Source organism: Vreelandella lionensis (assembly GCF_044543515.1).
GTDB lineage: Bacteria > Pseudomonadota > Gammaproteobacteria > Pseudomonadales > Halomonadaceae > Vreelandella > Vreelandella lionensis.
Genome location: NZ_JBITWC010000025.1, coordinates 14,315 through 28,409, shown reverse-complemented (window position 1 = coordinate 28,409; position 14,095 = coordinate 14,315). Strand labels below are relative to the sequence as shown.

The 14,095-nt window shown below is 54.3% G+C and carries 15 protein-coding genes; 3 read left to right on the top strand and 12 right to left on the bottom strand.

The genetic code is table 11. The features are described 5' to 3' along the window. Positions 1–29: 29 nt before the first annotated feature. The 3 genes from ACIGG6_RS14910 to ACIGG6_RS14900 are packed head-to-tail and all read right to left on the bottom strand — an operon-like array spanning position 30 to position 2,753. On the bottom strand, positions 30–1,319 hold the full coding sequence (locus ACIGG6_RS14910) for an ISL3-like element ISPpu12 family transposase (RefSeq protein WP_301720752.1): 1,290 nt from the start codon (positions 1,317–1,319) through the stop codon (positions 30–32). 21 nt (positions 1,320–1,340) lie between these two features. Then, on the bottom strand, positions 1,341–1,853 hold the full coding sequence (gene lspA, locus ACIGG6_RS14905; RefSeq protein WP_004863699.1) for a signal peptidase II: 513 nt from the start codon (positions 1,851–1,853) through the stop codon (positions 1,341–1,343). 3 nt (positions 1,854–1,856) lie between these two features. Next, positions 1,857–2,753, bottom strand: coding sequence for a cation transporter (locus ACIGG6_RS14900; RefSeq protein WP_004574643.1), 897 nt, complete (start codon positions 2,751–2,753; stop codon positions 1,857–1,859). Positions 2,754–2,848: 95 nt separating this feature from the next. Here ACIGG6_RS14900 and cadR point away from each other — a divergent pair, with 95 nt between their 5' ends. Next, positions 2,849–3,256: a Cd(II)/Pb(II)-responsive transcriptional regulator gene (gene cadR, locus ACIGG6_RS14895; RefSeq protein WP_004364961.1), complete on the top strand. Its 408-nt coding sequence runs from the start codon at positions 2,849–2,851 to the stop codon at positions 3,254–3,256. A gap of 303 nt (positions 3,257–3,559) precedes the next feature. Here cadR and ACIGG6_RS14890 read toward each other — a convergent pair whose 3' ends face one another. Genes ACIGG6_RS14890 through ACIGG6_RS14875 form a run of 4 tightly spaced genes read right to left on the bottom strand, consistent with a single transcriptional unit; the run spans position 3,560 to position 5,557 of the window. Then, positions 3,560–3,844 (bottom strand): hypothetical protein, encoded by a 285-nt coding sequence (locus ACIGG6_RS14890; protein ID WP_399845440.1) that lies wholly within the window; start codon positions 3,842–3,844, stop codon positions 3,560–3,562. After that, a complete protein-coding gene (locus tag ACIGG6_RS14885; protein ID WP_253504767.1) occupies positions 3,835–4,155 on the bottom strand; it encodes a hypothetical protein in 321 nt (106 codons plus the stop codon). Before ACIGG6_RS14885 ends, ACIGG6_RS14890 begins: the two co-directional genes overlap by 10 nt. A gap of 9 nt (positions 4,156–4,164) precedes the next feature. Further along, positions 4,165–5,328, bottom strand: a complete 1,164-nt coding sequence (locus ACIGG6_RS14880) for an Arm DNA-binding domain-containing protein (RefSeq protein ID WP_399845437.1) — start codon at positions 5,326–5,328, stop codon at positions 4,165–4,167. After that, the gene (locus ACIGG6_RS14875) at positions 5,321–5,557 is read right to left on the bottom strand and encodes a hypothetical protein (RefSeq protein WP_399845436.1); all 237 of its coding nucleotides are present in this window, start codon (positions 5,555–5,557) and stop codon (positions 5,321–5,323) included. Before ACIGG6_RS14875 ends, ACIGG6_RS14880 begins: the two co-directional genes overlap by 8 nt. A gap of 147 nt (positions 5,558–5,704) precedes the next feature. Between ACIGG6_RS14875 and ACIGG6_RS14870 the strand changes: the two genes are divergently transcribed. Together ACIGG6_RS14870 and ACIGG6_RS14865 are read left to right on the top strand one after the other, a co-directional pair. Then, positions 5,705–5,917 carry a helix-turn-helix domain-containing protein gene (locus tag ACIGG6_RS14870; RefSeq protein WP_273423762.1) on the top strand — a complete coding sequence of 71 codons (213 nt, stop codon included), beginning with the start codon at positions 5,705–5,707 and terminating at the stop codon, positions 5,915–5,917. Between the two features lie 119 nt (positions 5,918–6,036). Beyond that, positions 6,037–6,363, top strand: a complete 327-nt coding sequence (locus tag ACIGG6_RS14865; protein ID WP_399845434.1) for a hypothetical protein — start codon at positions 6,037–6,039, stop codon at positions 6,361–6,363. A 598-nt stretch (positions 6,364–6,961) separates the two neighbouring features. Here ACIGG6_RS14865 and ACIGG6_RS14860 read toward each other — a convergent pair. The 5 genes from ACIGG6_RS14860 to hsdR form a co-directional block, all read right to left on the bottom strand. Beyond that, positions 6,962–7,450: a hypothetical protein gene (locus tag ACIGG6_RS14860; protein ID WP_399845432.1), complete on the bottom strand. Its 489-nt coding sequence runs from the start codon at positions 7,448–7,450 to the stop codon at positions 6,962–6,964. Positions 7,451–7,452: 2 nt separating this feature from the next. After that, entirely contained in the window at positions 7,453–8,154 is a 702-nt protein-coding gene (locus ACIGG6_RS14855; protein WP_399845431.1) for a DUF3800 domain-containing protein, read from the bottom strand. After that, positions 8,151–9,902 carry a restriction endonuclease subunit S gene (locus ACIGG6_RS14850; protein ID WP_399845429.1) on the bottom strand — a complete coding sequence of 584 codons (1,752 nt, stop codon included), beginning with the start codon at positions 9,900–9,902 and terminating at the stop codon, positions 8,151–8,153. Before ACIGG6_RS14850 ends, ACIGG6_RS14855 begins: the two co-directional genes overlap by 4 nt. Next, entirely contained in the window at positions 9,899–11,395 is a 1,497-nt protein-coding gene (locus tag ACIGG6_RS14845; protein WP_399845427.1) for a type I restriction-modification system subunit M, read from the bottom strand. Before ACIGG6_RS14845 ends, ACIGG6_RS14850 begins: the two co-directional genes overlap by 4 nt. An 89-nt stretch (positions 11,396–11,484) precedes the next feature. Then, entirely contained in the window at positions 11,485–13,935 is a 2,451-nt protein-coding gene (hsdR, locus tag ACIGG6_RS14840) for an EcoAI/FtnUII family type I restriction enzme subunit R (RefSeq protein WP_399845426.1), read from the bottom strand. Positions 13,936–14,095: the final 160 nt, after the last annotated feature.

Below are 14,095 nucleotides of genomic sequence, written 5' to 3'. Positions count from 1 at the left end.
ACCTTCACCCCATCAATCTGATACCACCCTCAGATGGTTGATAGATCGACTCCGTAGTTGAGTTCCTCTGCGAAGTCCGGCAGTCCGTAACCGATGGTTTTCTTGTAGAAAGGAGAGACCTTCGCAGTCGGTGCCTTCTTCTTGTGCTTCGTGGTGTAGAGCATTCGTGCCCGCATCACCTCGAAGGAGTAACCGCGCCCTTCACGGTTCTTGTCCTTGGCCAGTCGGTTGATGGACTCCGTGTAAGCGTTGGTGACGGGCATGTCCGTCTCGAAGTAGGTCATGGTCTCTTCGCGCCAGTTTCCCACTGCCCTGACCAGATCGCTCCAGACTTCCTTTTGGCCCTTCGGGATGGTGGCTATCCACTCGTCCAGGGCGGCTTCTGCCTGGAGCCGTGTGGTGGCGTCCCAGATGCCGTAGAAGCGCTCCTTGTGCTCGTAGGCGGCCAGCAGTTGCGGGAACGCGCCTGTCCAGGTCTCCATGATGAGGCGCTCCCGGTCTGAGACTTCGTGAGCGCGTTTCAGCAGGATTTTCCGGTCTCCCTTGAGAGTCCGGCTCTGGGACGGTTTCAGCTCCTTTCTGAGGCCCTTGCGCACTCTCTCTAGGGCATCGTTGGCCATGCGCACCACATGGAACTTATCGACCACGATACGGGCCTGGGGCAGCACAGCCTTGACCGCTGCCCGGTAGGGGTTCCACATGTCCATGCTGACGATCTCGACCTTCTGCCGGTCTTTCAGCTTCATCAGGTAGTTGGTCACCACGTCCTGGCGGCGGGTGGCCAGCAGGTCGAGCAGGGTTCGCTCCTCAATGTTGGTCAGAATGCAGCGGTAGCGCTTGTTCAGGTATAGCTCGTCAATGCCCAGGATGCGGGGCGTCTCGAAGCGGTGCCAGCGCCCCAGGAACTCGGCGCGGGCGTTGAAGATGTCGCGCACCGTCTTCTCGCCCAGGCCGGTCTGTGCCGCCACAAAGGTGTAGGGGTGGTTGAAGGATTCCTTCTCCACGTACTCATGCAGCCGCAGTGTCATACGGAATCCGTCCACCATCTCCGGTAGCTGGGGCCTGAATGTTGTCTTGCAGGCCCGGCAGGTGTATCGGCGGCGGACCACCCAGAGAGTGACCCGCTTGCCGTGGATGGGCAGATCACGATAGGGAACGTCACGCTTGCCGAACCGTACGAACTCACCCTGCACGCCGCATTCCTCGCAGGCGATGGGATCGGGCACGTCCACCTGGAAGTGCATTTCGTCGTCGGTTGATTTGCAGCCCAGTACTTGGTATTGCGGCAGGTGAAGGATGTTGTCGGGAAGTTCGGTCATGGTGTTGTATAGGCGTAGGTGTCAGTCAGATCCATCCGGCTCGGCATTGGTGTTTGCTTTTTTACCCAACAAGCTGCTGGAAACGAAAAGTAAGGCACCGAGGACAATTGCAATATCAGCCAGGTTGAAGGCCGGCCAATGCCAGTCTCGCCAATAGAAATCAAAGGAATCCACAACATAGCCGCGAAAGACCCGGTCAATCAGGTTGCCCATGGCGCCACCGAGGATAAGACTGTAAGCGATGGCTTCTCCTTTATGACGATTTTCAAGGATCAGCTTGATCAGAAAAATCGAGACCACTACCGCGATTCCGATAAAAAAGTAGCGCTGCCAGCCTCCACCATTCGCAAAAAGACTGAATGCGGCACCGGTGTTCCATAGGTGCACCCAGTTAAAGAACGGGGTCACCGAAACATACTCGCCATAGGCCATTGATTGCTGCACCAGCCACTTTACAGCCTGATCAGACGCTGCCAGCAGGCCCGATATGGACAATAGGGCATACGGCGAGAGCTTTTTGCCAATAATGAGCATTATTTAACCCTTCAACGCCAAAATGCGTCTGGCACCGTTAAGTACAATGCCCCCCGCGATGGTGCCGATAATCAGATCCGGATAATTGGAACCGGTCCACGCGACCAGGGCGCCGGCGGTGATGACCCCCAGGTTGATCACCACGTCGTTGGCCGAGAATATCCAGCTTGCCTTCATGTGCGCCCCGCCTTCCCGATGTTTGGATATGAGCAGCAGACAACTGGTATTGGCAATCAATGCGACGAATGCGATAGCCATCATCACCAGCGATTCAGGCTCACTACCGAATACAAAGCGTCTCACCACCTCTACGAGCACGCCCACAGCCAAGATCAGTTGCAGTACACCAGCAAGATGCGCGGCACGTACCTGCATTTTCACGCTATGTCCAACCGCATAAAGGGCAAGCCCGTACACCGCCGCATCGGCAAAATTGTCCAGGGATTCTCCAATCAGGCCGGTGGACTGGGCGATCAGACCGGCAGTCATTTCCACCACGAACAGAAGTGCATTGATGCCGAGCAACCAGCGCAGGGTCCCGGATTCTTGCTTAGCAGAAGCTGCCGAAAACTCGGCGGCCTTGATGGTCTCCGGATTTGCAGCGACGGTTTCCTGAAGCGAGGCGCCTAGCCCCAAGGTCTTCAGTTTCGAGGTGACGGGCTCGACCTCGCCGTCATGCACGACCTTCAGCCGGCGGTTCGACAAGTCGAAGGACAGCGCCCGAATCTCCTCAAAGCCGTTCAGGGCTAGGCGAATCATTCGTTCTTCTGATGGACAGTCCATCTTCGGCACGGCATAAACACTGACCCATCTCCCTGGCGCCTCGGAGGAGGCCTGTATATCGGTATCCGCTGCGGACGTTGCATCACCGCCACAGGCGCCACCACAGGATTTGCTCATGATACGACTCCACTTGAACAATGTTGTGGTACCATTTAAAACTATAAAGCTACTATAAGGTCAATAGAGTAAAGAATCCGTTGGGGAGGAGGCTGATGCGCATTGGTCAGTTGGCGCAGTTGGTAGGGGTCGAAACACAGACGATCCGCTTCTATGAACAGCAGGGCTTGTTGCCGCCGCCTGATCGGCAGGACAACGGTTACCGTGTCTATACCGAGAAGCATGGTGAGGGGCTGGCCTTCATCCGTCGCTGCAGAATCCTGGGCCTGTCACTGGCTGAGATTCACGAACTACAGAGCTATCAGGACGACCCTCATCAGCCTTGTACCGCCGTCAACGCCTTGCTCGATGATCACATCTCTCATGTGCGGTCGCAGATAACCGCTCTGCAAGCGCTTGAGAAACAACTCGTTTCACTGAGAGCGAGTTGCAACGATGACCGGGAAGTTGAGGCGTGTGGGGTTCTTGCTGGAATTAGCGAAGGAAACATGCACCAGCAGTAGGTGAAGCATCAACCAGATAATCCGATGAGATGCCGGTCTGTCTCACTCTCATGCAAAGGTAAGATCAACCATTTAATCCGCTTACCCAAAATTACTCGGGATAGCTACAAAAAGGCTGAACAGCCATTATGGGAGGCGGTACGCTTTGCAGCGTTTATGGCGATGCTGGTACTAGGACTAGGGTTGTGTGGAGACGAGAACTCGGAATGAATAAAATATCAGATGAAACTATCCCCACCGACTTCGCTAAAAGAGGGTGGGGATAAGTGAGTGAATGCATCGGAAGTTGGCAGTCAGCGTCTGCTAGCCGCCTACCGCCTCATAACGGGTGATGAAGCACAGCTTTTGGCTGGCGAAGTCAGCCCAACGCACTGTTACTTGAAGCCGCTGGCCCATTCTAGGCGCCCCTTCTTCGATTACATGACGGTCGGTCAGGAAAACGCGCAGGTTACCCTTAGCAGTAATTAAGTACAGCGACCAGACTTCGTGCTGCATCAACCACTCCGGCCCTTCAACGCCGGCGACATACACCTCCCCTTCAAACTGACGGTCTACCTTTTGAGTGGCCGTTTGCGATCTTACTGCCATGCTTGATCCTCCCATGCCCATAAGGTGCGCTCTAGCTCTGCAAGCAAACGTGGAATCGCTTGGCGATTTGCATCCAGCCCCAGCTGTTTAAGCGTGCGGCCTACCCAGGTTGTTAACGCATCTAGGTTAGTGCGCTCTTGCCCGTCACCCAGCCACATCACCAAAGCACAGCCCGGTGCTAAGCTAGTGGCGGCAGCGAGCGACTCTGCCAAGCGGCGTTCAAGGCGCTGTTGCGATTGCAGTGCTGCCATTACGTGCAACGTTTCTTCGATGTCATCACGGCGCTTTACTGGCGTATTGAACGGTTTCATCGATTTCTCCTAGGCACGTTTCTGGTTCAGCATGCGCTCAAAAGCAGAGCCATCTTGGCGCGTTAGGTTGGGCACAAAGCGTGAGTACACACGGAACAGCATTTCCGTGGTGGTATGGCCCATCTGGCGGGCAATCCATTCAGGACTCTCGCCTGCCGCCAGCCAGAGCGTGGCGGCAGTGTGGCGAGTTTGATAAGGGCGGCGTTTACGCAGCCCTAGCTCCTCCAACAAGGGATACCACACCCGTTTCGTCACATTGACGTGGGATAAGGCAGTGCCTTTGCGCGTGGTAAAAACCAGCCCCGTTTTACCCGTCACCTCAAACTGCGCCTTCAGGGCATCAAAAACGGGTTGCGACATGTCGATAGAACGGAAGGAACCATCGGTTTTAGTGGGTACTACTTGGCCACGCACCAGCGCTTGGTGGACTAAAATCTGACGACGGCCAAAATCCACGTTTTCCCAGATTAAGCCGTCAATCTCGCCGGTACGCATGCCGGTGAAGAAACGCACAGTGTAGTACTGACGAAAGTCTTCCCGAACGCGCTGGATGATCTGCTGCACCTCCTCAAGCGTAAAAGGCTCCACATCCGTGCGCGGCACATTGAGCGATTTAATCCCGCGGTAGGGTGAGCTAAACTCATAGCGGTCGGCGGCTTCATTCAACATCATGCGCAATGGCGTCATGATGTGGTTGATACGGCTGGCAGAGAGTTTCTTGCCGCTCCGGGAATTAACTTTGGCGAGTGACGCCCGGAACTCAAGAATTTCTGCACGAGTGATGCTGCCGACTTCCTTATGCCCTAACGCGGGCAAGATATGGCGATCTAAACAACCCTGCACGGTGACAATTTGTGATTCACGCCATTCGATCTCTTTCTCTGCAAACCACGTTTCGGCGAACTGGCGTAGCAACGGCGTGGCGTGATAACCCCCAACCGCCGTTAATGCACGCTTGCTTAACGTCTCGGCACGCGGACTATCTGGAAAGTAGCGGCCATAATCAAACGACCCCAGCGTAATCTCCGCCTCGATCTTCTCCAGAATCCGCTCTAATTTCTTACGGTTAGCTGCTGTGTTATCCAGCGTTGTTTGCTCACGACAGCGTTTACCCAAATAATTGAAGTCAAAAAATAGCTTCTGAGTTTCTTTCCTGATTGCAATTCTACCCATGGCATACACCTCCACCCGCCATCGGTACGCCAAGACTTTCTTCTTTCGAGTGCAGCTGCATATCGCGCTCAATGGGCTCCCAGAGATATAAAATCTTGCGGCCGCCAAATGGGCGAATGTAATGAATACCTTCCAGCAGCACGTCATCTTTTAAGCGTTCACGGATGGTGCGTGCGTCATACTTGATGCGCTCCGCTAGCTCGGCTGTAGTGAGGTAACAATAGGACATTTTTGCTCTCCTTATGATATTGTCTTGAAGATCATTAAGCGCATCAAAAAGCCCTTATGACCTCCTGAAGAACATAATAGCCTATAAAAGACCTATTGCAACCATTTTTGACCTATAGAAGATCAAATAAATTTATAGAGAGACATTATGATTAAGTGCCACCTATCTCGGATCATGGGAGAAAGAAAGTTGAAGATTGTCGATGTGGCACGTGAAACGGGCATTAATCGAGGAACGATTACGAGGCTCTATCACGAATCAGCCAGCCGCATCGAGCTTGAAGCGGTGGAAGCGCTATGCCGATACTTTGACTGTCAGGTTGGAGACTTATTTGAGTATCAACCCAGCGACAACGACTGAGCTTTTGGCACAACACCCCATCACTGGAGCGCTATCCGCCACTTGCCACGCCCTATACTGCACCAGTTGGTAAGGCGCTTCAGGCAAGTAGCAGTCAATCGCAGATAAGGGAGAACAAGATGAAAGTGACTGAAAAAGTAGAAGTCGATGCAGTGACTGACGTGCGCTGTGATGTCTGCCTGACCTCTACACAAACAGTAAACGGCGGTCTTGAATTTGCGACACTTCAAGCGCATTGGGGCTATGGATCTCAACATGATGGCGAACGCTACGAAGCCCATCTTTGTGAAGACTGCTTCTTCCGCACTTTGGCTTACTTCAAGCAGGAACGTCGTGTGCAAAACTTATCCAGTGAAGAGGGTGATGCTGGATTACAGACAGGCGATATTGGGCTGGTCGCTAAAGACGATTACTTCAGTGATAATGGTGGAAGCACAAGGCAATAGATACTCTGCTCGGCTGTTGCAGCCCCCAGAGACACGTTGCAAGCAGCGTTTTTCTTTCAGTTGGCCCAATATCGCCAAATTTCATCGCTCGCCTGTCATCCCAGCCAGCCTCCTTGTTCGATGACCAGATGTACGTTTTATGCTATTTGGCTATACAAAACCGATTGCTAGTGACTCACGAGGGGACTATGGTTGATATCAACACGGCCCCTATCGATGAGACTGCTAACCAGTCGAGTTGCTTAGGGGTTTTTTATTGATCCTGTAGACAAAGCTTTGTGCCATAACTGCACCTTAGCCGTCGATATCGCGGGGACTCTTTTGCGGTTACAGGCCCTGGGTTAGTTGCAAACTCACTTTGGTCGGCCTACCACTCTTGGTAACACGACCCTGCCCTCTTGGCTGCTTGCAACCTACGCTGTTTTTTTATTTTTTAGACCCTACAGCACAATATTAGCGTCCAATTTGGCAAAAGATGCTAGATGATCATTGAAATCAGGCTGCGGTGTCACTATAGTTCATGCAGCTCATCTACCAGCCTGCGGGCGTAAGTGTGGAAGGAGTTACGGCCCCGTTCTCTTAGAGGGCGCGGCCAGCCTTATTTCCTCCCAGTGTTCCTTTTCCAACGCTTCGTGTACTTGTCCCGCTGGTGTTGGCGTTCGATATAAAAAGCTGTCCAAGGGAGCGTATATGTCGCTCGTTCGGCTAGAACCACCAAATAGCCCTCTGCCTCAAACCATAGATGAATACGGTTTTCGTTGCCCCGTTTTTCTGACCACACTTTCAAAGCCAAGTCTTGCTCGTTTTCGATGACGGGACGAGGCCAGCGGATTCGCTCGCATCGTCTGAAATCTGGTGTTCTCTCGGATTCCACGCTGCCTTCGCTGGTCATATGCCAGAAGGTTGCTTCTTTTCCGTCTAAAACCGGGCGTCTTTTCAACGCCAAACGCTGACCTCGGAAGAGGGGCTTTGAGTCTACGAAATCCCGGCAGAAAATTCTGTAAATCGCATCAAGGTATTGCTCCCAGTCACCGCCATAGTCGGTAAACAGCTCCAGATCGGGTAGCCACTCGGGTGCTCCATCCATGGTCAAATCCTGCTGCTCCAAATCAAAAGATTGAACTTGAGCTCTCGCATCATGGTATTGAGTGTTAGCCGATAGCCGCTGCGGTGCCTGATTCTGGCGATAAGGGCTTCTTTGGCGCTGTTTCCGGATAATTCGCGGTGCAGATAGGACAGGGCACCTATCAGCAAGTCCGCTACCTGCAGGTGCTCGACTTCATGGGAGTGGACCCGTTTTACGTCTGCAATCATTTTGCGCGAGAAGTCGTATGCGTTGGTGCACAGAATGTCCTGTAGTTTTTCGACCTTCTCATGGCCCAGGGTGTCCTTGATATCGATATAGACGTAGTAGCGCGAATCCGGGTCAAAGACGGTTTTCAGCATGGTGAAGTACATCTTGTAGTACCACTCGTCGTGGTCCTGCTGATGCCTTTCATGGTCGAGCACACTTTTGTCCGGGACGACCAGCCCGCGGAAATGCAGGTCGTCATCGTCGAAAAAGTAATCAACGATGTCCTGATAGAAGGCCAGCTTCGACGGGCTCACCTTGGTCCATTTGATTTCAAAATCCCGTTCGAGGCCGTGCTTCTGTTTGATTTCGCGAATCCGCTCGGCAATTTCCAGCCGTTTGTCTTTCGGGCACCAGACCGCGCCCAACACCATCGCCTTCTGGCGGTCATTTTCCAAATGGCAGGATTCGTCGCAGTAGACGTTGTATTCGATGGTCATGCTGAAAGTCCTTTTTCAACAACGGCCTCGGCCAGTTGGCAGCGGGTTTCGCTGGCTTGGTTTATCCGCTCCTTGAGCTGGTCGCAGAGGGCCATGAGTTCATCGACTTTTTGGACGATGCGGTTTTGTTCGGTCAGCGGAGGTAACGGAATTAGAGTGTTGGCAATTTTCCCAGTGTTGAGATTTGGCTGGGCGCCTCCAGCTGCGACTTCACGAATCTCGTCATAAAGCTTTATAAAACATAGCTTTATATATCGCCTGTGGCTTTCATCTTTTATTATCGGTTGGATTGCTGCGCAGGCCTGATTCGTTCCAGCTGCAACTTTAAGTTCAGTTATCTGGCCCCGCGTCTTCCCTTGGCCATACATGGCGACTATCAATGTTCCGGCCGGATAGATTGAGATGTTGGTTTCCTTTACTGCGAGACTGGAAACGCGCTCTTTTGTGTCGCAGATAAACGCCTGACTTGTCTCCCCGCTGGTTACCCATGGGTATTCTGGTGGCGAATAATAGTCTGGACGACCTCTTGAGGGGGTCGCTCCGGTGCCAATCAGGGTAAACCTGCCAAGTTTTTCCCATCTCCATCCCTTTGGTAAATCATAAGGGAAGCTTCCTTCGACCATAGCTAACGCTTTGGGTTTCCTGATAGTGCCTTCGCTAACTCGTTGGCCTATTTCTTTGTCTATGCACTTGAGAAGATGGCTGGCAGGCTCATCTTCATCATCCTGCTCCACCAACCGCCCCATCACCGCCAGTTGCAGGATGGTCTGCTTGAGCTTGTCGATGCTCTGTTCGGTGGTGAACAGGGTATCGAAGTGGGCGGCGAGGCGGGCCCAGTTGTCGGCAAGTTCGGTGGCATTTTCGGATTGGGTGAGGGTGCCGAGCAGGGTGTCCACGAGGGTTTCGTGGGCTTCGAGTTGGTCGCTGGTTTGCTGTTCCAGCCGGTCGCAGAGGGCCATGAGTTCATCGACTTTTTGGACGATGCGGTGTTGTTCCTCAAGTGGCGGTAGAGGTACAGGAATGGACTCCCACTTGCCCTTGTTTAGTATTGATATGGTCGTACTTGATGACTTTTCCCATGCTGCCGCTTGAAAATATGGCGATTTTAAGCAGAGCATAAGGAAACGCGATACTTCTGGAATGTATGGGGTAACGGAGTTGATTTGCTGATTAAAAGTGCACTGCTGTTCAATCAATCCGCACTTGCCGATTGTGCCGATACAGACCATTAAAATAGAGCCTTTCTCAGCCCACTTGCCCAAGGTGGCTTTCCCTGCTTCGCTAAGGCCCTCATTCTCATAGAAGATATCACCATTATCAGAGATATCACCCGGCTTTAGAAACGGAATATCAGAACCGAAAAGCTCATTTTGTGACTTTGAAGGTGTAGAGCCTGTTTGTGTATATCCGAGCGCACCCAGCGAATACCACCCCCAAGCCTTTGGAATGTCGAAGGGGTAACTTTCCAGTTGTGTAGAGCAAACAGCCTTTGGCTTTTTTATCCTTCCGGATGCGACGAGCCTAGATTTTTCTTGCTCCATGAGAGCAACAAGGTTGGGGCTTGATTCAGTGGGTATACCCTGCTCGACAAGCTTGCCGCGAACAGCTAGCTCCAGAATCAGCTCCCGCAGCTTCTTAACCCCAGTCAGCTCAACCTTGCCCTTACTCCCCCGGCCACTGCTAGATTTCTTCGTAACCGCACCGGACCACAAGTCCAGATGCTCGGTAATCAGCTCCCGCGCACTCACGCCACACCTCCGTCGGTGTTCTCGTCGCTGTTGTGAGAAAGCGCATCGGCCAGGATGTCCCGCAGCTGGTGGCGGATTTCCTGGATTTCGGCCTGCTGCTGTTCGTACTTGGCCAGCAGTTCGTCCGGGTCGTGGCTGACCTGTTCGCCTTCGTGGGGGTTCTTGATGTCCAGGTTGTAATTGCGGGCCTTGATGTCGTCGATGGACACTTTCCAGGCCTGCTCGGTTTCCTCGCGGTTGGCGAAGCCGTCCGCCTCGGTGCCCCACCAATCAATTTCGGTCTGAAATTCCGAGAACTTCATGGGCTTGGTTTTGCTGTAGCTTTTGTAGCCTTCCGGGTAGGGGTGTTCGTAGTACCACACGGTTTCCGTGGGCTTGCCCTTGGTGAAGAACAGCAGGTTGGTCTTGATGCCGGTGTAGGGGTTAAACACGCCGTTGGGCAGGCGCACGATGGTGTGCAGGTTGCACTCTTCCAGCAGCTTTTCCTTGAGACGGGTTTTCATGCCTTCGCCGAACAGGAAGCCGTCTGGCAGCACCACGGCAGCGCGGCCACCGTCCCGCAGCAGGTGGATGAACAGCGTCATGAACAGGTCTGCGGTTTCCCGGGTGCGGAAGGCGCTGGGGAAGTTGGTTTCAATGCCGTCTTCTTCCATGCCGCCGAAGGGCGGGTTGGCCACGATAACGTCTACCCGCTCTTTCGGGCCCCAGCTGATGAGCGGGCGGGCCAGGGTGTTGTCGTGCTTGATCTGGTCCGGCACTTCGACACCGTGCAGAATCATGTTGGTGGTGGCCAGCAGGTGCGGCAGGGGCTTTTTCTCCACGCCGTGGATGCTCTTCTGCAGGGTTTGTTCGTCCTGCGTGCTGTTTACGTAATGCTTGCGCTTGTGCTCGATGGTGCAGGTGAGGAAGCCGCCGGTGCCGCAGGCCGGGTCCATCACTTTCTCGTCCAGCTTCGGGTCTACCCGGTTGACCATGAACTCGGTCACCGCCCGCGGGGTGTAGAACTCACCGGCGTTGCCGGCGCTCTGCAGGTCTTTGAGGATTTGTTCGTACATGTCGCCGAGCTCGTGGCGCTCGGCGGATTTGTTGAAATTGATGCCGTCCTGCAGCTTGTTGATGACCTGGCGCATGAGCTGGCCGGACTTCATGTAGTTATAGGCATCTTCGAATACGTTGCGGATAACCACGCCCCGGTAGTCGTCACCGGCTGGCTCCAGGTTCTGCAGGCCTGGGAACAGGGTGTTGTCGATGAAGTCTTTGAGCTCGTCGCCGGTCATGCCTTCCGGGTCGGCAGCCCAGTTACGCCAGCGCAGCTTTTCTGGAATCGGAGATTTGTAGTCGTCGTAGAACAGCTCCCACTCCTGTTCCCGGTCGTCGAAGATTTTCAGGAACAGCATCCAGACCAACTGGCCGATGCGCTGGGCATCGCCGTCTACGCCCACGTCTTTGCGCATGATGTCCTGAATGGATTTGATGGTGGTGCTAATTGACATGATGAGATGTGTTCCATTGGTGTGTTATCTGTTGACATGCTAATTGCGGCCTACACAGGGTGCAGGTCGCTAGCAAAAAGGCAATGGTATCAGGCGGGGGTCTGGTAAAGAGCGTCTTCCAGTTCATGCAGGGCGCGCTGGTAGCCCGGCTTGCCACCAAAGGCGTTGATCAGCTCCATGGGTGCACCTAGCTGGCTGAAGGGCGAGAGCGTCAGCACTTTGGGGTCTTCGATGGGTGCTATGCCCGCATCGGCGTATTTATCCACCAGGGATTCAAGCACCTGGCGGGCCTGACCTTCATAGCGGTTGAAGATATCGCGCTTTCTGACCTGTTCGGCGCGCTCGCGGCGGGTCAGCGGCGGGCGGTCGAACGCGATATGGCAGATCACATCGAAGGGGTCGGGTTCTTCGCCCCATTTCTGGCCCAGCTCGGCGACCAGCGCATCCCAGAAGATACCTTCTTCGGCCAGTTCATCGAGGATCGCCTGCTTGCGCTCGGCATCTTGCCAGCGGCGCAAAAAGTCATCCAACGAGGCGAACTGGGCTTTCACTTGCTTGCGGGTGTAGTCACGCAGACTTTCGGTGATCAGCTTGCCATCCGGCCCTAGATACTGCACCCGCTCGGCGACAATGCTCACTTCCACATCATCCACCACGTATTTGCGCCGAGGTTCCGGCCCTTCGGTGGTATCCAAGCCGCCCGCATCGTCAGATTCCCAGGTGGCGTTGTCGTCTACGTCGTAATCGGCCCAGTCCGTCTCGACGCCTGCGGCGGCCTCGTCTTCTGCCTCTTCGCCGTTATCCGCGCTTTCATCCAGCCCGCTGTCTTGCTCATCCGCTGGCACAATGGGGGCGTCATCGGCATAGGGTTGGTAGACCTGAACCGGCTCTCCGTCAAAATCCGGGTCGGCGAACAGCTCGGTGGCTTTCTTGAAATCCAGAATGGTGAACCAGTGCTTGTGGTAATCGTCGTTGATGCGGGTGCCCCGGCCAATAATCTGCTTGAACTCGGTCATCGACTGGATGCGCTGGTCGAGCACGATCAGCTTGCAGGTCTGGGCATCCACGCCGGTGGTCATCAGCTTGCTTGTAGTGGCAATCACCGGGTAGCGCTCTTCCGGGTTGATGAAGTTATCCAGCTCGGCCTTGCCTTCCTGCTCGTCGCCGGTAATCCGCATCACGTATTTACGATTCTCGGCTACGCGCTTGGGGTTGGCGTTGACCAGCGCTTGGCGCATACGCTCGGCGTGGTCGATATCCTCACAGAAGACGATGGTTTTCTGATAGGGGTCGCTGCTTTCCAGTAGCTCGGTAATCTTGGCGGCTACCAGGGTGGTGCGCTTTTCCAGCACCAGCTGTTTATCGAAATCCTTCTGGTTGTAGATGCGGTCTTCAATCTCCTGACCAAGCTTATCCCGCTGGCCCTTGCTGGGCCGCCAGCCTTGCAGATCCTTGTCGATATCCACCCGCACCACTTTGTAAGGGGCCAGAAAGCCATCCTCGATGCCCTGCTTGAGCGAGTAGGTGTAAAGCGGCGCGCCGAAGTAATCGATGTTGGAGACTTCTTTGGTCTCTTTTGGCGTAGCGGTTAAACCGATATGCGTTGCCGCGCTGAAGTAATCCAGAATTTTGCGCCAGGCGGAGTCCTCCGCTGCGCTGCCCCGGTGGCACTCGTCAATTACAATCAGGTCGAAGAAGTCCGGCGAGAACTGCTTGTAGATATTCTGCTCTTCTTCGCTGCCGGTCACCGCCTGATAGAGCGAGAGATAAATCTCGTAGGAGGCATCCACCGTGCGGTTGGTGACCTTAGTCATCGCCTGGCCGAAAGGTTTGAAGTCGTTGTTCTTGGTTTGGTCGACCAGGATATTGCGGTCAGCGAGGAACAGGATTCGCTTCTTCTGGCGTGACTTCCACAGCCGCCAGATGATCTGAAACGCGGTAAAGGTCTTGCCGGTGCCGGTGGCCATCACCAGTAGGATACGATCCTGCCCCCGCGCCACGGCTTCAACAGTGCGGTTGATGGCAATGCGCTGGTAGTACCGCGGGCTTCGGCCACTGCCATCATCGTAATAGGGCTGCTCCACCACCGGGCGAGCATCGGGCTGGATGCCTTTGTATTGGCAGTAGCGCTCCCATAGCGCATTAGGCGACGGAAACTCTGCCAGCGTCAGGGTAGTTTCGGTTTGCCCACCCAGCCCGCTGCGATCGTGGAAAAGAAAGCCGTCGCCATTGCTTGAAAACACAAAAGGCACATCCAGCGCATCGCTATACGCCAGCGCCTGCTGCATGCCATCGCCCAGGCTGTGCTTATTGTCTTTCGCCTCTATCACCGCAATCGGCTGGTTTTTCTGGAAGCTAAGTAGGTAATCTGCCCGGCGCTTTTTGCCCCGGGTATGCAGCCGCCCCCGCACGATAATCCGCCCGGCGGTAAAGGTCACCTCTTCACGAATTTGCGTTTGGATATCCCACCCCGCCTGCACCAGGGCCGGGGTAATGAACTTGGTGCAAATATCGCGTTCGCTGAGGGCCTTCTTATCCATGGCAGCATCCTGCTTATTCTGGCGGGTGAGCTTATAAGCACTAGCTTACGATACTCAGCCGACTTAAGCATCTTGTGCTAAGCGGACGTGAGAATATCGATAGTTATACCCACAAGCGACACACTGGGTAGCAGAACACTAATATGCGTGTGACACACCC

Bases quoted from the DNA above. Each gene is read 5' to 3' on its own strand.
- ACIGG6_RS14870 (WP_273423762.1), top strand. From the start codon at position 5,705: ATGATTAAGTGCCACCTATCTCGGATCATGGGAGAAAGAAAGTTGAAG.
- ACIGG6_RS14855 (WP_399845431.1), bottom strand. From the start codon at position 8,154: ATGACCATCGAATACAACGTCTACTGCGACGAATCCTGCCATTTGGAA.
- hsdR (WP_399845426.1), bottom strand. From the start codon at position 13,935: ATGGATAAGAAGGCCCTCAGCGAACGCGATATTTGCACCAAGTTCATT.
- ACIGG6_RS14845 (WP_399845427.1), bottom strand. From the start codon at position 11,395: ATGTCAATTAGCACCACCATCAAATCCATTCAGGACATCATGCGCAAA.
- cadR (WP_004364961.1), top strand. From the start codon at position 2,849: ATGCGCATTGGTCAGTTGGCGCAGTTGGTAGGGGTCGAAACACAGACG.
- ACIGG6_RS14890 (WP_399845440.1), bottom strand. From the start codon at position 3,844: ATGGCAGTAAGATCGCAAACGGCCACTCAAAAGGTAGACCGTCAGTTT.
- ACIGG6_RS14910 (WP_301720752.1), bottom strand. From the start codon at position 1,319: ATGACCGAACTTCCCGACAACATCCTTCACCTGCCGCAATACCAAGTA.
- ACIGG6_RS14860 (WP_399845432.1), bottom strand. From the start codon at position 7,450: ATGGATGGAGCACCCGAGTGGCTACCCGATCTGGAGCTGTTTACCGAC.
- ACIGG6_RS14900 (WP_004574643.1), bottom strand. From the start codon at position 2,753: ATGAGCAAATCCTGTGGTGGCGCCTGTGGCGGTGATGCAACGTCCGCA.
- ACIGG6_RS14875 (WP_399845436.1), bottom strand. From the start codon at position 5,557: ATGTCCTATTGTTACCTCACTACAGCCGAGCTAGCGGAGCGCATCAAG.
- ACIGG6_RS14885 (WP_253504767.1), bottom strand. From the start codon at position 4,155: ATGAAACCGTTCAATACGCCAGTAAAGCGCCGTGATGACATCGAAGAA.
- lspA (WP_004863699.1), bottom strand. From the start codon at position 1,853: ATGCTCATTATTGGCAAAAAGCTCTCGCCGTATGCCCTATTGTCCATA.
- ACIGG6_RS14880 (WP_399845437.1), bottom strand. From the start codon at position 5,328: ATGGGTAGAATTGCAATCAGGAAAGAAACTCAGAAGCTATTTTTTGAC.
- ACIGG6_RS14865 (WP_399845434.1), top strand. From the start codon at position 6,037: ATGAAAGTGACTGAAAAAGTAGAAGTCGATGCAGTGACTGACGTGCGC.